The 18,772-nt window shown below is 63.5% G+C and carries 23 protein-coding genes; 13 read left to right on the forward strand and 10 right to left on the reverse strand.

Going from position 1 to position 18,772, the window contains the following annotated elements; translation table 11 throughout:
• Nucleotide 1: 1 nt before the first annotated feature.
• From EN808_RS25670 to EN808_RS25690, 5 genes are all read right to left on the reverse strand, one after another.
• Entirely contained in the window at nt 2–1,027 is a 1,026-nt protein-coding gene (locus EN808_RS25670) for a MotA/TolQ/ExbB proton channel family protein (RefSeq protein WP_127277952.1), read from the reverse strand.
• Nucleotides 1,028–1,147: 120 nt separating this feature from the next.
• Nucleotides 1,148–1,834 carry a hemolysin III family protein gene (locus EN808_RS25675; RefSeq protein WP_127277951.1) on the reverse strand — a complete coding sequence of 229 codons (687 nt, stop codon included), beginning with the start codon at nt 1,832–1,834 and terminating at the stop codon, nt 1,148–1,150.
• Nucleotides 1,835–1,917: 83 nt separating this feature from the next.
• Nucleotides 1,918–2,718, reverse strand: coding sequence for an inositol monophosphatase family protein (locus EN808_RS25680; RefSeq protein WP_127277950.1), 801 nt, complete (start codon nt 2,716–2,718; stop codon nt 1,918–1,920).
• Nucleotides 2,719–2,804: 86 nt separating this feature from the next.
• A complete protein-coding gene (gene efp, locus EN808_RS25685) occupies nt 2,805–3,371 on the reverse strand; it encodes an elongation factor P (RefSeq protein ID WP_027141779.1) in 567 nt (188 codons plus the stop codon).
• A gap of 140 nt (nt 3,372–3,511) precedes the next feature.
• Entirely contained in the window at nt 3,512–4,381 is an 870-nt protein-coding gene (locus EN808_RS25690; protein ID WP_245525127.1) for a LysR family transcriptional regulator, read from the reverse strand.
• Nucleotides 4,382–4,489: 108 nt separating this feature from the next.
• On the opposite strand from EN808_RS25690, the gene EN808_RS25695 reads away from it, so the two are divergent.
• Nucleotides 4,490–5,506 (forward strand): NAD(P)-dependent alcohol dehydrogenase, encoded by a 1,017-nt coding sequence (locus EN808_RS25695; protein WP_135917128.1) that lies wholly within the window; start codon nt 4,490–4,492, stop codon nt 5,504–5,506.
• Nucleotides 5,507–5,519: 13 nt separating this feature from the next.
• On the opposite strand, the gene EN808_RS25700 is transcribed toward EN808_RS25695, so the two are convergent.
• The 3 genes from EN808_RS25700 to EN808_RS25710 form a co-directional block, all read right to left on the reverse strand.
• Nucleotides 5,520–6,560, reverse strand: a complete 1,041-nt coding sequence (locus EN808_RS25700) for a tetratricopeptide repeat protein (protein WP_135917129.1) — start codon at nt 6,558–6,560, stop codon at nt 5,520–5,522.
• 1 nt (nt 6,561) lies between these two features.
• Complete coding sequence (locus EN808_RS25705) at nt 6,562–7,209, reverse strand: thiamine phosphate synthase (protein ID WP_127872139.1); 648 nt, start codon at nt 7,207–7,209, stop codon at nt 6,562–6,564.
• A gap of 132 nt (nt 7,210–7,341) precedes the next feature.
• Nucleotides 7,342–8,247: a DMT family transporter gene (locus tag EN808_RS25710; RefSeq protein WP_135917130.1), complete on the reverse strand. Its 906-nt coding sequence runs from the start codon at nt 8,245–8,247 to the stop codon at nt 7,342–7,344.
• Nucleotides 8,248–8,377: 130 nt separating this feature from the next.
• Between EN808_RS25710 and EN808_RS25715 the strand changes: the two genes are divergently transcribed.
• The 3 genes from EN808_RS25715 to EN808_RS25725 all read left to right on the forward strand — a co-directional run bounded on the left by EN808_RS25715 (nt 8,378) and on the right by EN808_RS25725 (nt 10,538).
• On the forward strand, nt 8,378–8,830 hold the full coding sequence (locus EN808_RS25715; protein WP_127872137.1) for an Lrp/AsnC family transcriptional regulator: 453 nt from the start codon (nt 8,378–8,380) through the stop codon (nt 8,828–8,830).
• Between the two features lie 91 nt (nt 8,831–8,921).
• The gene (locus EN808_RS25720) at nt 8,922–9,650 is read left to right on the forward strand and encodes a class I SAM-dependent methyltransferase (protein WP_135917131.1); all 729 of its coding nucleotides are present in this window, start codon (nt 8,922–8,924) and stop codon (nt 9,648–9,650) included.
• Between the two features lie 117 nt (nt 9,651–9,767).
• Nucleotides 9,768–10,538, forward strand: coding sequence for a sulfite exporter TauE/SafE family protein (locus tag EN808_RS25725; protein ID WP_127872136.1), 771 nt, complete (start codon nt 9,768–9,770; stop codon nt 10,536–10,538).
• Nucleotides 10,539–10,552: 14 nt separating this feature from the next.
• Here the strand turns inward: EN808_RS25725 and EN808_RS25730 are convergent, their stop codons facing one another.
• Complete coding sequence (locus EN808_RS25730; protein ID WP_127872135.1) at nt 10,553–11,104, reverse strand: DUF2269 family protein; 552 nt, start codon at nt 11,102–11,104, stop codon at nt 10,553–10,555.
• A 326-nt stretch (nt 11,105–11,430) separates the two neighbouring features.
• On the opposite strand from EN808_RS25730, the gene EN808_RS25735 reads away from it, so the two are divergent.
• From EN808_RS25735 to EN808_RS25770, 8 genes are all read left to right on the forward strand, one after another.
• Nucleotides 11,431–11,811, forward strand: a complete 381-nt coding sequence (locus EN808_RS25735) for a hypothetical protein (protein ID WP_023771684.1) — start codon at nt 11,431–11,433, stop codon at nt 11,809–11,811.
• Nucleotides 11,812–12,195: 384 nt separating this feature from the next.
• Nucleotides 12,196–12,729, forward strand: coding sequence for a DUF1465 family protein (locus EN808_RS25740; RefSeq protein WP_135917132.1), 534 nt, complete (start codon nt 12,196–12,198; stop codon nt 12,727–12,729).
• A 94-nt stretch (nt 12,730–12,823) separates the two neighbouring features.
• Entirely contained in the window at nt 12,824–13,333 is a 510-nt protein-coding gene (gene ruvC / locus EN808_RS25745) for a crossover junction endodeoxyribonuclease RuvC (protein WP_135917133.1), read from the forward strand.
• A gap of 13 nt (nt 13,334–13,346) precedes the next feature.
• Nucleotides 13,347–13,967: a Holliday junction branch migration protein RuvA gene (gene ruvA / locus EN808_RS25750; protein ID WP_135917134.1), complete on the forward strand. Its 621-nt coding sequence runs from the start codon at nt 13,347–13,349 to the stop codon at nt 13,965–13,967.
• Nucleotides 13,968–14,315, forward strand: a complete 348-nt coding sequence (locus EN808_RS25755; protein ID WP_245525124.1) for an AbrB/MazE/SpoVT family DNA-binding domain-containing protein — start codon at nt 13,968–13,970, stop codon at nt 14,313–14,315.
• On the forward strand, nt 14,312–14,716 hold the full coding sequence (locus tag EN808_RS25760; protein ID WP_135882190.1) for a type II toxin-antitoxin system VapC family toxin: 405 nt from the start codon (nt 14,312–14,314) through the stop codon (nt 14,714–14,716). Before EN808_RS25755 ends, EN808_RS25760 begins: the two co-directional genes overlap by 4 nt.
• A complete protein-coding gene (gene ruvB, locus EN808_RS25765) occupies nt 14,713–15,750 on the forward strand; it encodes a Holliday junction branch migration DNA helicase RuvB (protein WP_135882188.1) in 1,038 nt (345 codons plus the stop codon). Before EN808_RS25760 ends, ruvB begins: the two co-directional genes overlap by 4 nt.
• Before the next feature lie 200 nt (nt 15,751–15,950).
• The gene (locus EN808_RS25770; RefSeq protein ID WP_127872131.1) at nt 15,951–16,847 is read left to right on the forward strand and encodes a metallophosphoesterase; all 897 of its coding nucleotides are present in this window, start codon (nt 15,951–15,953) and stop codon (nt 16,845–16,847) included.
• 8 nt (nt 16,848–16,855) lie between these two features.
• On the opposite strand, the gene EN808_RS25775 is transcribed toward EN808_RS25770, so the two are convergent.
• Nucleotides 16,856–18,106, reverse strand: a complete 1,251-nt coding sequence (locus EN808_RS25775) for a cellulase family glycosylhydrolase (protein ID WP_135917199.1) — start codon at nt 18,104–18,106, stop codon at nt 16,856–16,858.
• Nucleotides 18,107–18,159: 53 nt separating this feature from the next.
• Here EN808_RS25775 and ybgC point away from each other — a divergent pair, with 53 nt between their 5' ends.
• Nucleotides 18,160–18,630, forward strand: a complete 471-nt coding sequence (ybgC, locus tag EN808_RS25780) for a tol-pal system-associated acyl-CoA thioesterase (RefSeq protein ID WP_127280352.1) — start codon at nt 18,160–18,162, stop codon at nt 18,628–18,630.
• Nucleotides 18,631–18,772: the final 142 nt, after the last annotated feature.

Raw genomic sequence — 18,772 nt, forward strand, 5'->3', positions numbered from 1 at the left:
GCTAGTGCACCCCGGGCTTCTTCAGCGCGTCGGCGATCTTTTCCAGCGTGTTGCGCATCGCCTTCTGCTCGTCGGACTGGGCCTCGACCCAGTCGCGCATGATCTGCTGCTCGGAACGCATGTTCTTGACCAGGCCGGAAATGCCGTCGGCGAGATTGGCCATGGCGGTGGCGACGCGTGGGTTGGAGCCGCCGCCATTCTCCTGCATGCTGCGCAGCCGCTCCGACAACAGGCGGATTTCGTCGGAGGGCTCGGTCCTGGCCGCATCGGAGACGACGATGTCGGACGACAGGTCGGTGACCGAGGACAGCCAGTTTTCGAGTTCGGTGTAGAAGCGCGTCTGGGCGCGGCCGGCCTGCAGGTCGAGGAAGCCGAGCACGAGCGAGCCGGAGAGGCCGAACAGCGAGGACGAGAAGGCGGTGCCCATGCCGGCCAGCGGCGCCGACAGGCCCTGCTTCAGCGAATCGAGCACCGCCGCGGCATCACCGGTACCGGGATCGAGAGACTCGATGGTCTCGCGGATCGAGCCGATCGTATTCAACAGGCCCCAGAAGGTGCCGAGCAGGCCGAGAAACACCAGCAGGCCGACCAGGTAGCGCGAGGTGTCGCGGCTTTCGTCAAGGCGCGTGGCGATGGAATCCAGCATTGTGCGCATCGATGAGGTCGAAAAGGCCATCGACGACGAGCGGCCGATCATCGCCTTCATCGGCGCCAGCAGCACCGGTTCCGTGGTCTCCGAGCCGGCGCGAAAGGAGTTGACCCAGCGCACCTCGCGAAACAGCCGCCCGACCTGCGTGAAGGCCAGCAGGATACCGACGACGAGCACGCCGACGATGAGGCCATTGAGGCCGGGATTGGTGACGAAAGCGGTGGTGACCTGGCGGGTCAAGATGGCGGCGATGAAGGCGACGATGGCCAGGAAGATGACCATGGTGAGCAGGAAGACCTGCGGACTCGACAATTTGTGTGGATCGTAGACCAGTACGTCGGAGCGCCTGCCCATGCCGAAGGATCTGAGAAAAGCCATCCGTGCCCCGTTTCCGATGCCGCTGCCGCCGATCACGTAGGTGGCGACTCTAAACGGAATTGTGACCAAATTGAATGGTGCTTGGCAATATTGCCACAGGTAGCCTTAGGAGCCGGCGCCTCAAAGGCGGTTGATGACCAGGCAGTCGACCATGGCCGCCAGGTGCAGACCGGCGCCGGTGACGACGAAGCCGTGCCACAGGGCGTTGTGGAAGCGCAGCGCCTTCCAGGCGAAGAAAATCACGCCGCAGGAATAGACGACGCCGCCGGCGACGATGAGCATGATCGACGTGGTCGGCAGCGTCTCGACGAGCGGTTTGACAAGGATGACGCCGCTCCAGCCGATGGCAAGGTAGAAGACGATCGCCAGCCTGTCGAAGCGGCCGGGGAAAAACACCTTGATGGCAATGCCCGTTGCCGCCGCGGCCCAGACCAGAACGATCATCCAGCGCGCCAGCGGCGAGTTTCCCAACTGGGCGAGAAAGGGTGTGTAGGTGGCGGCGATCAACAGATAGATCGCGGCATGATCGAAACGCCGCAAGATCCACTTCGCGGGCGAGGTCACCGGCCACAGATTGTAGGTCAACGATACCGACAGAACAGTGAGCAGCGAGACGACATAGAAGACGGCGGCGATGTATTCGCCGGGCCCGACCCGGAAGGCGGCGAGCGCCAGCAGCGCCGAGCCGGCCGTGATCGCCAGCACGATGCCCACCGCATGGACGATCCCGTCGGCGATCATCTCGGCGCGCGAATAATGCCAGCGTCCGATGAACGGAATCTCGATCTGTGACGGCGTGTTGATCATCTATCGTCCTAGCGTCACCCTTTATCTGGGCAACCGCCGGACAGTATTTCAAGCTTTGTTTGCGGTTTTGCGACTGCGGCCGTTCAGCGCGGCGGGAGCGGCTTTTTCACCGTCTTCAGCAATGCGCGCTGGATGATCTCATTGCCGGCGACGACCGTGCCGGTGTCGAGCATATCCTGTCCGCCATCGATGTCGGAGGCGAAGCCGCCCGCTTCGCGGATCAAGAGCAGGCCGGCGGCGATGTCCCAGGCCGACAGGCCCACTTCCCAGAACCCGTCCATGCGCCCGGCGGCGACATAGGCCAGATCGAGCGAGGCGGAGCCCATGCGGCGGACGCCGGAGACCTCGGCCATGACGTTGCGCAGCTCGACCAGGAAATTGCCGTGGTGGCCGCGGCCGAGATGCGGCACGCCGCAGCCGATCACCGTGTCGACAAGCTTCGTGCGGCCGGCGACGCGCAGGCGGCGATCATTCATGAAGGCGCCGCCGCCGCGCTCGGTGGTGTAGAGCTCGTCCATGGCAGGATTGTAGATGACGCCGGCAACGATCTGGCCCTGGCGCTCGAGCGCGATGGAGACTGCGAAAAGCGGAATGCCGTGGAGGAAATTGGTGGTGCCGTCGAGCGGATCGACGATCCAGCGGTGCTGGCTGTCATCGCCGGCGACCGCGCCGCGTTCTTCCATCAGAAAGCCGTAGCCAGGGCGTGCCTTCGACAATTCGGCAAAGACGATGTCCTCGGCCTTGCGGTCGGCCTGGCTGACATAGTCGCCGGGCCCCTTCATCGAGACCTGCAGGTTCTGGACCTCGCCGAAGTCGCGCGACAGCGAGCGGCCGGCCTTCATTGCGGCCTGGACCATGACGTTGAGGAGGGCTGAGCGTGCCATAGTGCTTCTTCCTGGTGCGGCGCTTTAAACTCTGTCTCGATACATGCCGGTGACCCAAATCCGGGGCCACTTCTGGGCGGCACGCATCAGTCGGCGCGGCGCACGTAAGTGATTTCGTTGGTGTCGACGATGATGCGTTCGCCGGCGCCGATGAAGGGCGGCACCAGCACGCGAATGCCGTTTTCCAGCACCGCCGGCTTGTAGGAGGACGCTGCGGTCTGGCCCTTCACCACGGGATCCGCCTCGGTGATGGTCAGCGTCACATAGTCGGGCAGCGAAATGCCGATCGGCCGTTCCTCGTAGAGCTGAACCGTCACCATCATGCCGTCCTGCAGGAACGCGGCGCGGTCGCCGACGAAATCCTTGTTCAGTTCGAGCTGCTCGTAGCTTTGGGTGTCCATGAACACCAGCGCGTCTTCCTGCTCGTAGAGAAAGGAAAAATCCTTCAGGTCGAGCCGGATCTGCTCGACCGTCTCGGCCGAACGGAAGCGCTCGTTGAGCTTGGTGCCGTTGATGAGGTTCTTCAGTTCGACCTGGTTGTATGCGCCGCCCTTGCCGGGCTTGACGGTGTTGGTCCTGACCGCCACCCAGAGGCCGCCATCGTGTTCGATGACATAGCCGGGACGGATTTCGTTGCCATTGATCTTGGCCATGATGATGGGATCCGGGATGCTGCCAACGGCCAGGCCGTTGGTATGGGATGTTCGCCGTGACAAGCGATTTAAGGCTCCAAGACCACAAATCGCCCGGAGAGGCAAGGGAGGGCGGATCGGCTCCGGCCGGCAAGCCGGCGTCAGGTCTCGACCTCCAGGACATCGCCGACGGTCTTTTCAATGGCCTGCGCGGCCTTTGCCAGGCGGTTGAGGTGCGGAGAGCGCAGGGCCACCACCTGCAATGAAAGATCGAGATCTCCGGTATCGACAAGCGCGAGGTCGTCGGGAAGTCCGCGCGCGGCAAGCCGCGACGGCATGAGGCCGAGGCCGTGTCCCCGACGTACCCATTCCATCTGCATCGCCGGGTCCTGAATTTCCGCCGCTATAACGAGCCGATGCCGTTCGCCGCCCAAAATGGCCAGGAGTCTCTGACGCGCGTCGCAAGGCTCGGGACCAAGTACCCAAGGCCTGGAAGCCCAGGCGGCGTCCGTGAGACGGGGTTTGGTGGTGCCAGCCGGCGCTATGATGGCGAGGCGTTCCGTGCCAAGCGCGTCCGGGCCTTCATGATCGGCGGATCGCAGAACGATCGCCATGTCGAGTTGGCCGCGTTCGAACTGCTCGATCAGCTCCGCGCTCCAGCCGGTCTTGAGCCGCAAGGATATTTTTGGAAACGCCCCAGCCGCGCTGGCTATACCGCCCGCAACGCCCGCGTCGGACAGGCCATGTGCCAGGCCGACACGCAGCACGCCTTGCGGCTCGGTGTCGGCGGCGAAGGCTTTCAGAGCCTCGACCGAAGCCAGTATGTCTTTCGCGCGCTCCAAGACCTCCAGTCCCGCCGTGGTCAGGCGCGGCGGCTTCTGCCGGCGATCGAGAAGCGTCGTCCCGAGCATATCCTCCAGTCGCTGCATCTGACGCGTGACGGCAGGCTGCGTCAGAGGCAGGCGGCGGGCCACGCTCTGGATCGAGCCCTCCTCGGCGAACAGGACGAGCGTGCGTAATTCCTCCAGCATTTCCAACATTGCTCCAAATGCATAATTATCCTGATTATTATGAATTTGAAATCATGACCAAGGCAAGCGATTTTCCTTTCCAGGACCTCCAGACGGAAAGGAAAGACAATGAAGGCCATCGAATTGCAGCACCCGGGCGGCATCGACAACCTCAGACTGGTCGAGCGGCCAATGCCGGAACCGGGGCGCCAGGAGATGATCATCAGGGTCAGGGCAACCGCGCTCAATTACCGCGACGTGGAAATCGCCCGTGGCATTTACCACACTGCCTTTGCGCTGCCGTTGGTGCCGCTTTCGGATGGCGTCGGCGAAGTGGTTGCGGTTGGCGCCGAAGTGACCCGCTTCAAGGTCGGCGATCGTGTCTGCGCCACATTCTGGCAGCGTTGGGTCGGCGGCAGTTTCGCCATGGCTGAGCCCTCCTATCAACGGGGCGGCCCGATCGACGGGTTGCTCAGCGAGTTCGCCAGGCTGGATGAACAGGCGGCCGTCCTTGCGCCGGAGCACCTGAGCGATGTCGAAGCCGCGACGCTGCCTTGCGCCGCCGTGACGGCCTGGCATGCGCTGTTCAGCGAAGGCCGGTTGAAGCCCGGCGAGACGGTGTTGAGCCTGGGCACAGGCAGCGTCTCGCTGTTTGCAGTGCAGTTTGCGGCTGCCGCCGGGGCACACGTCATCGTCACGTCGAGCAGCGACGACAAGCTCACACGCGCAAAGGCGCTTGGCGCCCATGACGGCATCAACTATCGCAGCGACCCGGATTGGGCGTCGGCCGTGCTGGCGCTCACCGGTGGGCGTGGCGCCGATCACATCATCGAAGTCGGCGGCCCGCAAAGCTTCGCCCAGTCGCTGAGGGCTTCGGCGCGCGGTGCCCAGATCAATGTGATCGGCTATCTCGGTGGCAGCGAGGGCGCAATCAATCCGCTCGACATCTTTCGCCGCCAGGTCCGGGCACGCGGAATTCCGGTCGGTTCACGCGAATCCTTCGAGGCGATGAACCGGGCCCTCGCCGTCAACCGGTTGAGGCCGGTGATCGACAAGGTCTTGCCGTGGCGGGAGGCAGCCGGCGCCTTCCGCCATCTCGAACGCGGCTCGCCCTTCGGCAAAGTCGTCCTGGATCACATGCAATGAGCGCGCGCTGTCCTCAGGGCAGGCGGTTCGCCTTCTGCAGGGCCTGCTTGGTCTGGTCATCGCTCAGCCCTTGCAGGAAATCGTCCATCTCCTGATCGATGAGGCCGGCGCGGCGGGCAACGATATACCAGGCGCCGGCGAGTACCAGGTCCGGATCGGTGCCGATGCCTTGCATATAGAGTTTTGCCAGGCGGTTCTGGGCCGCGACATTGCCGCCTTCGGCGGCCTGTTTCGTCCAGCCGAAAGCCGATTTCAGGTCGCGCGCGCCGCCGCGGCCCTCGATCATCCAGGCGGCGAGATCGATCTGCGCGGTGTCGTAGTTCTGACGGGCGGCCTGCGCCAGCAGCCGCCGTGCCTGTGCATCGTCGCGCGGCTTGCCGCCGACGCCGTTGGCATAGATCTGCGACATGGCGTATTGCGCGTCGGCGAGACCGGTCGCGGCAGCGCGCTCATAGTAGGAAACCGCCTTGGCCAGGCCGGCGTCGCCGGGATCCTGCTGGACCAGCATCTGCGCGAAATTGAATTGCGCCAGCTGGTTGCCGGCTTCGGCGGCTGCCTGCATTAGGGCATAGGCTCCCTTCGCGTCCTTCTTGACGTAACGGCCGTCGAGCAGCATCAGCGCATATTGGAACTGCGATTCCGGCACGCCCTGCTCGGCGGCAAGCGCGTACCATTTGGCGGCCTCGGCGGAGTTCAACGGCACACCCAACCCACGCGACAGGATCTCGGCCACCAGCGTCTGCGCCGCCGGGTCGCCGTTCTGGGCACGGACCAGGGCCAGATTATAGGCGGTCTTGTAAAGCCCGCGCTGGAACGCGCCATAGGCGGCGTCCGCCGGCTTGGCGCCGAAGCGGTCGGGATTGACGCTGTCGACCGAGGGCAGCGGTGCGGGCTCCGCCGTGGTGGCGGGCTGCGGCAGCTTGTTTTCGATCGGCTTGTCGGTGTGCATGCCGGTTTCAGGCTTGCGCTGCGGCAAGGGTATAGTTTCGGCGGCGGCGGCCTGGATCATCACCGCCGCAAGCAGGGCCTGAAGGGAAAGCCTTGCCAGGGACACGTCAATCCTCGAAGCGCGGCGCTGTGTCGTCGAGCAGGGCATTGGCCCGGGCGATCGCCACCTTCGGATCGACGCCGTCGGCGAACACGGCGCTCGACAGCGCGACGAATTCGGCGCCGGTGGCGGCCACCGTTTCGACGGAGGCAAGATCGGAACCGGCCTCGACGATGCAAGGAATCTGGATCATCTGCGCCCACCATTGCCCCAATGACAGGTTGCGCGGATGCGGCTCAGGCTTGTTGTCGTAGCCGAAGCGGCCGAAGAAAATGTAATCGGGCCTGGCTTCGCCGAGCTCCAGCGCGTCGTCGCGGGTCTTGGCACCGCCGGTGCCGACCATCATTTTCGCCTGGAAATGCTCGATCGTCTCGGCGAGTTCGGCCTTGGAGACCTCGACATGGATGCCGTCGGCCTGGACCCGGCCGGCGATGCGGGTGTCGCCAGCAATGATGACCGCCACGCCCGCGGCCTGCGCGGCCGGCACGACCTGTTCGGCAAAGGCCTGGAAGGAGGCCTCGTCCATGCCGTTCTCGGGCAGGATCAGCGAGGCGATGTCGCCGCCGTCGAACGCGGCCGCGATGCGGGCGGCCGGCACGCCGGGTGGCGCGATCAGTACGATGCGGCAGCGGTTGGGAGGCGTGGCGTCATTCATGGTTCTTCGATCCCGGGTTTCGCCTATGCCGGGCGAAGATGGTTGGATTGCGGCATAGAGCAAACTGCCCGCTTTGAACAGGCGGACAGCCAGGATCGGATTTTTTGACCGCCGGGTAGCCGGCGTGCCGCCTTACTTGGTCGGCTGCGGGCTCGCGGCGGACGGTCTCGATTTCCACAATGTCCAGCCGAGGTTCATGCCGGCGGCTGCGATCAGGATGGCGGCGGCGCCGACGACCTGGCTAAGATGCAGCCGATGGCCGAAAGCGATGACATCGACCAGGATGGCAACGACCGGATAGATGAAGGACAGCGACCCCTGCAGATGCGTCGGCAGCTTCTGGATGGCGCCGTACATCAGGATGTACATCACGCCGGTGTGGACGATGCCGAGCGTTGCCAGCATGGCCCAGCTCCATGGGTCGGCGGGAAGATGCGAGAGATTGGCGAAGGGCGCCAGCATGACGACGCCGACGCAGACCTGGATGAGCGCGATCAGATGCGGCGGCGTGCCCTTGAGTTTCTTGGTGACGATGGCCGCGACAGCCCAGAAAAAGGCGGCGGCCAGGGCCATCAGGATGCCGGCGAAATAGTTCGTGCCGACATCGCCGGCGTCTGGGGCGGCTCCGACGATCAGCACCATGCCGGCGAAGGCGATTGCCAGCCAGGTCAGCTTGGTCAATGTCAGCCGCTCGGCGAACAACAGCGCGCCGAAGCCGACCAGCATGAAGGGTTGCGTGTTGTAGACCGCGGTGGCGATCGAGATGGAGGCGCGTGAGAATGCGCTAAACAGGAGCAGCCAGTTGATGACGATCGCCGCGCCCCCAAGTGCTGCGAGGCCGACGATGCGCAACGACAGCCTGTTGCGCAACAATCCAAGCGAAGCGCAGATGATGAGCAGCGTCAGCGCGCCGAACGCGCAGCGCCAGAACACTACATCCATGATCGGCTGGCCGGACATGATGACGAACCATCCGATCGTTCCCAGGATCGCCATTGCGGCCGACATTTCGACCGTGCCACGTACCGTATCGTTCATGATAAGCCTCTGAACCCGTTGAGCCAGCATAATCTCATGTGATGTCGAGGCTTTCCATCTCCTCAGGAAGGCTATATGAGGAGGTGGCCTAATTATATTAGGCAGCCGCTCGAATCTGCGAGAAAAAGAAATGCTGGACGATCTCGACCGAAATCTCCTCGAAATCCTGGTCAGGGATGCGCGGACCTCGCTGAAGGATCTGGCGGCCCAGGTCGGGCTGTCGTCGCCGAGCGTTTCGGAGCGCTTGCGGCGGCTCGAGGAGCGCGGCGTCATCCGGGCGTTCACCGTCGAGATCGATCCGCTGGCGCTCGGCTATACGCTGCAGGCGATCGTGCGGATCAAACCTTTGCCGGGCAAGCTGCACATCGTCCAGAAACTGATCGAGGAGATTGAAGAGTTTGGCGAATGCGACAAGGTGACGGGAGATGACTGTTTCGTCGCCCGGCTGTTCGTGCGCTCGATCGGCGACCTCGACGGCATTCTCGACCGGATCGCCGACAAGGCCGAGACCAGCACCGCCATCATCAAGGCACAGCCGATCCGGCGGCGGCCGCCGCCACTGGGGTTGCCGTCGGGCTCATAGGCTTGACACCCCGAGGCCATGGTGGAAAGGCGCGGCCAGTCCACCAAATGTCAGCCTTCCGCCAGATGGCTGTCTGAAGAGCGAGAAAAACATGGCGCAGAACATTTACGATCAACCGGAATTCTTCGCGGGTTACAGCCAGCTTGGCCGCTCGGTCGAAGGCCTGGACGGTGCCGCCGAGTGGCCGGCGCTGCGCGCGATGCTGCCTGATGTCACAGGCCTGAGGATCGTCGACCTCGGCTGCGGCTTTGGCTGGTTTTGCCGCTGGGCGCACGGGCAAGGGGCGCGCGATGTCCTTGGGCTGGACCTGTCGGAGAAGATGCTTGCCCGGGCCAGAGCTGCCGGCCCGGACACGGGCATCACCTATGAAAGAGCCGACCTCGACCAGCTCAGCCTGCCGCGGGCCAGCTTCGACCTCGCCTACAGTTCGCTCGCCTTGCACTATGTCGCGGATGTCGAGCGCCTGTTCGGAACCGTGCATCAGGCCCTGTCGCCAGGCGGCCATTTTGTCTTCTCGACGGAGCATCCGATCTACATGGCGCCGACCAATCCCGGCTGGTCGATCGATGGCGAGGGGAAAAAGACCTGGCCTGTCGACCGGTATCTGGTGGAAGGGCCGCGCAAGACCGACTGGTTGGCCAAGGGCGTGGTAAAACATCACCGCACCATCGGCACCACGCTCAACACGCTGATCGGGACGGGTTTCACGATCGAGCATGTCGAGGAATTCCGTCCGACGGACGCGCAGATCGCGGCCATGCCGGGTCTTGCGGAAGAGCTCGAGCGGCCGATGTTCCTGCTGGTTTCGGCGCGCCGATAGCTATTCGAAGCCCGTCGGCCAGGCGCGTCGCGGCCAGCCCATATTTGCGGTCGCCGGGCACGCGATTCTGGGCTATTCAGGCGTTGATCCGCTTTCCCTCCAGACCAGTCCCTCCCCATGTCAGGCCTGCTTCTCGATCCGTGGTTCTACGCGGCCGCCGTCCCGGCGGTCATTCTGGTCGGCCTGTCGAAGGGCGGCTTTGGCGGCGCCGTCGGCTTCGTCGGCGTGCCGCTGATGGCGCTGACCATGCCGCCGGTGCAGGCGGCCGCCATCCTGCTGCCGATCCTGTGCCTGATGGACATCGTCTCGGTGTGGACGTGGTGGGGCGTATACGATCGCAAGATGCTGGTCGACATGATGCCGGGCGCCGTCATCGGCATCGGGCTTGGCTGGCTGACGGCGGCACTCGTCACCGAGGAAGCGGTGCGGCTGATCGTCGGCGCCGTCGCCATCATCTTCGTGCTGCGCTGGCTTTACCTGCAGTTTCGTCACGGCTCCGACCATGCCGCCGCGCCCAATCGCGTGGCGGCGGCCATATGGGGCACGGTCGCCGGGTTCACCAGCTTCGTCGCCCATGTCGGCGGCCCGCCCTTCCAGGTCTATGCCTTGCCGATCCGGCTCGACCCCAAGGTGCTGTCGGGCACGGCGGCGATCTTCTTTGCCGCCACCAACGCGCTGAAGCTCATTCCCTATTTCGCGCTCGGCCAGTTCGATACCGCCAACCTGACGGCATCGGCGGTGCTGATGCCGCTGGCGCCGCTGTCGACCATCGCCGGCGCATGGCTGGTGCGGCGCATGCGGCCGGAGATTTTTTATCCCTTCACCTATGCGACCGTGGCGGTCGTGGCCGTGAAGCTTCTGTGGGACGGGATCGCCGGCATCATGTAGCACTCCAGCCCGCGTCAGGCGGCGCTGGGCACCATGCGTCTTGGCCGGCTGAGCGCCATGGCGGCACCGGCGGCAAGAACCACCACCATGCCCGCGAGAATGACGACGTCGTGCAGGGTCGGCTTCAGCACCATGTCGGTGATGATGACGAGCATGACCGCATAGTCGAAGCGCGCCGCCCGCAGGATGCGCTGGCCATAGGCCAGTGCCGCGGGCGTCACGCCGTCCCTGGCGATCATCGCGCCCATGCGGTCGGCAGTCGGCTTGAAAACGAACATTCCGATGCAGAAGGTCGTGGCGTAGCCGGCAAGGCCGATCAGGACCCAGAGATCGGAGAAGCCGACCCAGAACGAGCACATGATCAATCCGAAGGCCAATGTCAGCATCGACATCGGCGCGAAGAAGCGGTTGCCCAGCTCGCCGGTGGCGCGCATCGCCTGCAGGGTTCCCTGGATGTTGCCGGCTCGATCCGCCAGCGTCGCCAGCACCATCAGCGTGAAGCCGCCGCCGACCCAAAGCGTCGCTGAAAGGATGTGCAGCAATTTGACGATGGAATACCAATCCATGGCTTTCTCCCCGATGCCCAATGGTTGCTGGCGGGGGTGGGCCATTGCCCGTCCGCTTCGCCGCCGCTGCGTTTAGCGCTGCGGTTGTTTCGAGACGATGTCGTGGAAAAACCGGCTGTGTTTCAGGCCGCCGGCTAACGAAAGGCACCGCTAATATGATGAAGGCGCCGCCCGGCTTTCTGCTATTGTCGGCATTGTCGGGGGCGTGACATCGTCCGGAAACAATGCCGATGCTAGTGCCGACGCCGGAGGTCCGGCGGCGGCAGCGCTTGCCTGACGATCAACTCATTCCCAACTTGGGAAAAGGCAATTCGGGGGACTAATATATGCAAGGGGTAGCACGGAATTTCTTCACGCTGGCGATCATCTACGCGCTGTGCGGCATGGCACTCGGCATCCACATGGCGATTAGCGAGGATCATGGCCAGATGCCGACCCACGCCCACACGATGGTGGCTGGCTGGCTTATGTCGGCGGTCTTCGCGTTCTTTTACCACCTGTTTCCGGCTGCCGGGCAAAAGACGCTGGCCCTCGTCCATTTCTGGCTGACGGCGATCAGCGGCATCGGGCTCATGATCGGCCTTTATATACTGCTTGCCGGAAATCCGGGGATCGAGCCGTTGCTGGGGATATCTTCGATCGGCTTCTACGCAGGCATGCTGCTGTTCGCCTTCATCGCCTTGCCGGTGGTGTGGAAAAAGGCCTGAGTGAGGCCGAAACCTTGCCTGTGCGGCTGTGCTGTTACGGCACAGGAGTAGTGTGTAGGGTCAAAAAATATCAGGGATGTTAAGGGTCCATTAAGCTTTACAGGCGTTTACTATGTGCATCCAGTGATCTGGATTCTTACCGAGTGGTTGGAGCCACTTTGTTTGACGCCTCCCTGTTAAACTCCTGAGAGCCGCCTTATCCGCGGCTCTTTTTTTGTCCGCATTCCGGTGGCATCCCGCGACGCCGGTCGCTGTTAACCTTCTGTTAAACATGTGCTTGCCTTCACCCCGGACGAAGCGCATTTTCAAGCTTCAGTTTTATAGGGTCACGGGTGTATCGGCAGAGAGCCGAATCGGCCGGTTGCAAGTGCAGGGGCGTTATCAATGAACGAGCCGTCGAAAGGCGTTGTGAAAACCGTCAAGCTGGCGGAACGCCGGGTGTTTTCGCACTCCTTCAAACCGCTTTACCAGGAAGGCATGGGCCTAGTCGAACAGGCGGCGGAGTATCTCGACGGCAAGGGCCGGGCCGAGGCCAAGAAACTGTCGCGGCTGGCAGCCACGCTCTACGCGGCCGAGTCGATGCGGCTGACCACCAGGCTGATGCAGGTTGCCTCGTGGCTGCTTTTGCAGCGCGCGGCGAATTCCGGCGAGATGACCCGCGACCAGGTCGCTTCGGAAAAGTCCAAGGTGCGCCTCGACACCGCTTCCGCCCATGACGAGGCGGCCGGCTGGGCCGAACTGCCGAGCGATTTTCTCGACCTCGTCAACCGGTCGCTGCGCCTGCAGGCATTGGTGCGCCGCATGGACGAAGAGATCTACGGCGCCGGCGCGGTGGTCGACATGCAGCCCGTGACCCGCCGGCCCAATCCGGTCTCGGACCAGATCAGCCTGCTCAACACCGCCTTCGCCCGCAACTGAGAAACTTCGAAGCGTTCCCCGGTTGGCGGGGTGGGCGTTTCCGGTTTGTTCACTTTTCGCTGGCATCGCTGTCCGCCGGAGGTACACTCACGGCATGGGGGACGCGATTCGCATCATCGGTATCGATCCGGGGCTCAGGCGCACCGGCTGGGGCATCATCGAGAGCCTCGGCAATTCCTTGCGCTTCGTCGCTTCGGGCACCGTACGCTCCGAGGACAAGGCGGCGCTGGCGACGCGGCTCTGCCAACTGCATGACGGGCTCGCCGAAATCCTGCATCAGGCCATGCCGCATGAGGCCGCGGTCGAACAGACCTTCGTCAACAAGGATGCCGTTGCGACGCTGAAGCTCGGGCAGGCACGCGGCATCGCCATGCTGGTGCCGGCGCGCGCCGGCCTCGTTGTCGCCGAATATGCGCCAAACGCGGTGAAGAAGGCGGTGATCGGCGTCGGCCACGGCGACAAGAAGCAGATCCACATGATGGTGAAGGTGTTATTGCCGAAGGCGGTCGTCGACACCGAACACGCCGCTGACGCGCTGGCCATTGCGATTTGCCACGCGCATCACCGGCAAAGTGCCGCCTATAGGCTGGCGCTGGCGTCGTGAGAGGCTGTCGGGAATGATTGGCAAGCTCAAGGGGACGCTGGACGAGATCGATGAGGATCATTGCCTCGTCGACGTGCATGGCGTCGGCTATGTCGCCTATTGCTCGGCGCGCACGCTCGCCGCGCTGCCTTCGCCCGGCGAAGCTTTGGTGCTGTTCATCGAGACCTATGTGCGCGAGGACATGATCCGGCTCTATGGTTTCCAGTCGCAGCTCGAGCGCGAATGGTTTCGGCTGCTGATGAACAATGTGCCGGGTGTCGGCGCCAAGGTGGCGCTGGCCATACTGTCGACGCTGGCGCCGGCCGACCTCGCCAATGCGATCGCGCTGCGCGACATCGCCATGGTTTCCCGCGCGCCCGGCGTCGGCAAGAAGGTGGCCGAGCGCATCGTCACCGAATTGAAGGCCAAGGCACCGGCCTATGCCGGCGCTGCCTCCGGCACGATCGGGCTGAAGCAGGAGCTCGGCGAAGGCGTGGCGCCGGCGCCGATCACCGACGCTGTCTCGGCCTTGGTCAATCTCGGCTATTCCCGCGACACCGCCGCCAATGCGGTATCGGCGGCGCTGAAGACGGCAGGAGAGGGGGCCGATGCCTCCAAGCTGATCCGTTTCGGGCTGAAGGAACTGGCGCGGTGATTGCTTGAAAACAAAATTCCAACTACAATATGTTTTGTAAGCAATTTCTCAGAAAGTAACAAAATGGGTGCTTATGCAAGCCTGACATCGAAAGGCCAGCTTACCATCCCAAAGGACGTCAGGGATGCACTGTCGCTCAAGGCGGGTGACATGATCGCCTGGACCGTAGTGGATGGCTATTTGATCGGAACGCCACGCAATCTCGACTTTGCTGACCTCGCCGGATTCCTGGGAGATCCGCCCGACGGGCCGGCTTCACTCGAGGAAATCGATGCCGCGGTTCGGGACGCGGTTGGACGGCATGTTGTCGGGGACGCGCCGAAGGGCGGACGTGAGGGCGACGCGTGACGTCGATAGGCATCGATACGAACGTTCTGCTTCGAATGGTGCTGAACGATGATGCCGAGCAAAGGGCAAAAGCCTTGGCTTTCGGCAAAGGCCTTAGTGAGGATACCCCAGGCTTTGTCAGCCTGATTGTCCTGGTCGAGTTCAGTTGGTCGCTGATTTCTCGCTACAGGATGTCCAAGGAACAAGTCCTGGCCGCAATCCAAAGACTGCTGAAAATCAGAACGTTGGTTTTCGAGGATTTCGATGCCATCGTGATCGCGCTCGAAAGGTCCAACATGCCGCAGGTTGACTTTGCCGATGCGCTCATCGCCGAACACAACCGAAATGTGGGCTGTTCTCATACGGTTACTTTCGATCAGCGGGCTGCAAGGTCCATTGCAAGCATGGAATTGCTGGCATGAGCCTTTCCCCCCGTCTCATTGCTCCGGAAAAACGCGGCGAGGATGCCGAGCAGACCTTGCGGCCGCAGACGCTCGACGATTTCGTCGGCCAGGCGGCGGTTCGGGCAAACCTCAAAGTCTTCATCGAGGCCGCCAAGGGCCGCAAGGAGGCGCTCGACCACGTGCTGTTCGTCGGACCGCCGGGGCTGGGCAAGACGACGCTGGCGCAGATCATGGCGCGCGAACTCGGCGTCAATTTCCGCTCGACCTCCGGGCCGGTCATCGCCAAGGCCGGCGATCTCGCGGCACTGCTGACCAATCTCGAAGAAGGCGATGTGCTGTTCATCGACGAGATCCACAGGCTCAACCCGGCGGTGGAGGAAATCCTCTATCCGGCGATGGAGGATTTCCAGCTCGACCTGATCATCGGCGAGGGACCGGCGGCGCGTTCGGTCAAGATCGACCTTGCCCGTTTCACGCTGGTGGCAGCCACCACGCGGCTCGGCCTGCTCACCAATCCGCTGCGCGACCGGTTCGGCATCCCGGTGCGGCTCAATTTCTACACGGTCGAGGAGTTGGAGCAGATCGTGCGGCGCGGCGCCCGCATCCTGCAGATGCCGCTCGGCGACGACGGTGCACTCGAGATCGCCCGGCGCGCGCGCGGCACGCCGCGCATTGCCGGGCGGCTGTTGCGGCGCGTGCGCGATTTCGCCTCGGTCGCCGGCGACGGCCATGTCGACCGCCTGATCGCCGACGAGGCCTTGACCCGGCTCGAAGTCGATGCGCTCGGCCTCGACGCGCTCGACCGCCGCTATCTCAGCATGATCGCCCGCAATTTCGGCGGCGGGCCGGTGGGAATCGAGACGATCGCGGCGGGCTTGTCCGAGCCGCGCGACGCCATCGAGGACATTATCGAGCCCTATCTGATCCAGCAGGGCTTCATCCAGCGCACGCCGCGTGGCCGCGTGCTGACCGCCAATGCCTGGCGCCATCTCGGCCTTGATGCGCCGAAGGACCTGGCGCAGCAGCAGATCAGCCTGTTCCAGGAAGAATAGCGGGGCAATCGATCAGTCACGGGTTCCCGGACCAGTGATCAAGCATCAGTGAACGGGCCTGCGCAAATTCTCCTCATCTTTGCCGGCTTACCGGCGTATTCCTGGATTGTATCGGGTTCGCTGCCTCCATGCATGTCGTCCGCCCAAACCAGGATCGACACGCACCAGCGCATGCCGAAATGAGGTGCCGGAGCCACTCAATGATAACCAGACGCGGGTTCATGCGCTTTATCGGCGGGTCGCTGCTGTCGGTCGCCTCGTTCAGCGCCTACGCCGTCGGCATCGAGCCGATGCTGCTGACGCATGTGAAGCGCTATGCGCTGACGCCACCGCATTGGCCTGATGGATTGAAGCTGCGCGTCGTCGCCCTTGCCGACATCCACGCCTGCCGGCCTTGGATGACGCCGGAGCGGATTGCCTCGCTTGCCGAAGAGGCGAATGCGTTGCAGCCGGACCTGATCGTTCTGCTCGGCGACTACATCGCCGGCATGCGCCTGGCGTCACGTAGGGTCACGCCGCCGGAATGGGCTGGCGCCCTGTCGGGCCTCAAGGCACCGCTCGGCGTGCTGTCGATCCTCGGCAATCACGACTGGTGGGCCGATGGCTTCGCGCAGCGTGCCGGAGTTGGTCCGACGATCGCGCGCAAGGCATTGGAGAAGGTCGGCATCCCGGTTCTGGAGAACGACGCCGTGCGTCTGGAAAAGGACGGACATGGCGTATGGATCGCCGGCCTCGCCGATCAGTTGGCGCTATTGCGGAAAAAGAACACCGAGCGTCCCAGGGGATTGGACGATCTCGACGGCACGCTGGCCAAAATCAGCGACGCCGCGCCTGTCATCCTGCTGGCGCACGAACCGGACATTTTTCCAAAAGTGCCGTCGCGTGTGTCGCTGACGCTAGCGGGACACACCCATGGCGGCCAGGTGCGGCTGTTCGGCTATTCGCCCATCGTGCCGTCGCAGTTCGGCAATCGCTACGCCTATGGCCATGTCATCGAGAACGACCGCAACCTGATCGTCTCGGGCGGGCTCGGCTTCAGCAATTTGCCCATCCGTTTCGGCATGCGTCCGGAAATCCTGCAGATCGACCTCGGCTGACCGGGACTTCAGGGGAGGCTTCGGATTGCGTCCATCACGCCTGGCTCGGCCTTGTCGCCATTGAACGCATCGACGACGCCGAAAGCGCCGCCATAGCTCCACAGCGACCATGAGAAGCCGTGCGCTTCGGCCCGCGCGATCATATCCTTGACATAGGCGGCCCGATACTCCGCCGGCATCACATAGGCATTGCCATATTCCTGGCGGATCATGCCGAACTCGCCCAGGGTGATGTCTTGCGGCTTGATGCCGTTGGCCTTCGCCCACGCCTCGACGGTCTTGAACGGCGCATCCATCAGGCCAAGCAGCTTGTCGGGGCTGTCCATGCTGGCGACCTGCTCGTCGAGATAGGCAACCAGGCCGCTCTGCCGTGTCCACGGCGCCTCGGCCTTAATCCGGGCGCGGATGGTGTCGAGCGTGACGTCGAGCTGCGCCTTGGGAACCGCCGTCAACGGATAGGGCAGGCCGGTCACGTAGGGGATAAAGTCGCCGGCCCAGGTCGCGCCCTGATGGGTGAGCAGGAATGGATCGTAGGAGTGGAAGGTCCAGATGATGTTGTCGTCGGGGATGGTCCCCGGGTCGATCTTCCCCAGCGACGAGGCGGCGGAATAGCAGGCTCCGGTCAGGACCAGCGTCAGCTTCGTCGCCGAGGCGCGCGCCGCGGCGAACAGTTCGCGCTGGCGGTCGGGCCACAGGCTGGTGCCGTCGCTGTCGCAATCGACGATCGGCTCGTTCATCGGTTCGAAAGCGACCTTTTCGGGATCTTCGCCCGCCAGCGTGCGCGCCATGCCGCGAACCATCTCGACGTAGCGGTCGAAGGTCGCGGGATCGTCCATCACCTCACCCATGCCGATCTTGCGGCTGCCGCCGCCCGGGATCAGGTGCATGTCGACGATGACCTTCAGCCCGGCTCGGTTGATCATGCGCGCCGAGGCCAGCACGCTGGCATAGAGTTGGTCACGCAGGTCCGTTGTATTGTCCGAGAGGAAAGGCGACGGATCGACCGGCATGCGCAGGAAATCGAAGCCGGCATCCTTCAACGCCTTGAGGTCGTCTTCCCCAAGGAATTTTCGCCATTCCGGGTAGGGCAGGATGGCCTTGGCATCACCCCACCGATCCTCGCCGGGCCAGGTGACCCACTGGTCGAGATTGAGACCGCGCTTCATCGAGAAGGTGGCCGTTTCAGCCGAAAGTGTAGAAGCCGCCAGCGCTAGCACGACTGCCATCAAGGTCTTGATCATCGTCGTCAACAGTGCCATCGGGTTCATGCGCCAAAAATACCTGCCGCGTCGGCATCCAAAAGGGAAGCGCAATGGGCGATCATGGTGAATCCGCGGCATTGCTGGCTGGGCTTTCCGGCGCGCTGACCGAGTTCGGCCACCGGCTGATGGCGCGGGTCTATTACGCCGACACCGATTTTTCGGGCGTCGTCTACCACGCGCGCTATCTCGAATTCCTCGAGCGCGGCCGCTCCGACTATCTCCGGCTCACCGGCGTGCACCACACCGAACTCGCCGAAGGCAAGCATGGCGAGAAGATCGCATGGGTGGTACGCCGCATGGAGATCGACTTCCGCATTCCCGCTCGCATCGACGACATCCTGACCGTAGACACCCGCACCGATGCCATTTCCGGTGCGCGAATCTTCATGGCACAGCAGCTCAAGCGGGGCGACGAGGTGCTGGTCGAGGCCAAGGTCGAGGCGGCGATCATCGGCGAGAACGGCCGGCCGAGGCGCTTTCCCAGGGAATGGGTGGCGGCGTTCATGCCACGGGTCGGCTGATATTCAGGTGATGCCGGCCTGCGATACCCAGGCGCGGCAATGCGCCGCGCCTTATACACTAACCCATCCTTAACCATAACGGTTCATGAAGAGACTGGTGAAGATTGGCGTTATCCAGCGCCTTCCTTTCACCAATATTTGC

Origin of the sequence: Mesorhizobium sp. M8A.F.Ca.ET.165.01.1.1, from assembly GCF_004792065.1 — a bacterium.
Taxonomy (GTDB): domain Bacteria; phylum Pseudomonadota; class Alphaproteobacteria; order Rhizobiales; family Rhizobiaceae; genus Mesorhizobium.

Coding starts and splice junctions, on each gene's coding strand:
- EN808_RS25770 (WP_127872131.1), top strand. CDS start 15,951: ATGATAACCAGACGCGGGTTCATGCGCTTTATCGGCGGGTCGCTGCTG.
- EN808_RS25675 (WP_127277951.1), bottom strand. CDS start 1,834: ATGATCAACACGCCGTCACAGATCGAGATTCCGTTCATCGGACGCTGG.
- EN808_RS25695 (WP_135917128.1), top strand. CDS start 4,490: ATGAAGGCCATCGAATTGCAGCACCCGGGCGGCATCGACAACCTCAGA.
- ruvB (WP_135882188.1), top strand. CDS start 14,713: ATGAGCCTTTCCCCCCGTCTCATTGCTCCGGAAAAACGCGGCGAGGAT.
- ybgC (WP_127280352.1), top strand. CDS start 18,160: ATGGGCGATCATGGTGAATCCGCGGCATTGCTGGCTGGGCTTTCCGGC.
- EN808_RS25680 (WP_127277950.1), bottom strand. CDS start 2,718: ATGGCACGCTCAGCCCTCCTCAACGTCATGGTCCAGGCCGCAATGAAG.
- EN808_RS25775 (WP_135917199.1), bottom strand. CDS start 18,106: ATGGCACTGTTGACGACGATGATCAAGACCTTGATGGCAGTCGTGCTA.
- EN808_RS25710 (WP_135917130.1), bottom strand. CDS start 8,247: ATGAACGATACGGTACGTGGCACGGTCGAAATGTCGGCCGCAATGGCG.
- EN808_RS25705 (WP_127872139.1), bottom strand. CDS start 7,209: ATGAATGACGCCACGCCTCCCAACCGCTGCCGCATCGTACTGATCGCG.
- EN808_RS25715 (WP_127872137.1), top strand. CDS start 8,378: ATGCTGGACGATCTCGACCGAAATCTCCTCGAAATCCTGGTCAGGGAT.
- EN808_RS25730 (WP_127872135.1), bottom strand. CDS start 11,104: ATGGATTGGTATTCCATCGTCAAATTGCTGCACATCCTTTCAGCGACG.
- EN808_RS25740 (WP_135917132.1), top strand. CDS start 12,196: ATGAACGAGCCGTCGAAAGGCGTTGTGAAAACCGTCAAGCTGGCGGAA.
- efp (WP_027141779.1), bottom strand. CDS start 3,371: ATGGCCAAGATCAATGGCAACGAAATCCGTCCCGGCTATGTCATCGAA.
- EN808_RS25670 (WP_127277952.1), bottom strand. CDS start 1,027: ATGGCTTTTCTCAGATCCTTCGGCATGGGCAGGCGCTCCGACGTACTG.
- ruvC (WP_135917133.1), top strand. CDS start 12,824: ATGGGGGACGCGATTCGCATCATCGGTATCGATCCGGGGCTCAGGCGC.
- ruvA (WP_135917134.1), top strand. CDS start 13,347: ATGATTGGCAAGCTCAAGGGGACGCTGGACGAGATCGATGAGGATCAT.
- EN808_RS25690 (WP_245525127.1), bottom strand. CDS start 4,381: ATGCTGGAGGAATTACGCACGCTCGTCCTGTTCGCCGAGGAGGGCTCG.
- EN808_RS25735 (WP_023771684.1), top strand. CDS start 11,431: ATGCAAGGGGTAGCACGGAATTTCTTCACGCTGGCGATCATCTACGCG.
- EN808_RS25725 (WP_127872136.1), top strand. CDS start 9,768: ATGTCAGGCCTGCTTCTCGATCCGTGGTTCTACGCGGCCGCCGTCCCG.
- EN808_RS25720 (WP_135917131.1), top strand. CDS start 8,922: ATGGCGCAGAACATTTACGATCAACCGGAATTCTTCGCGGGTTACAGC.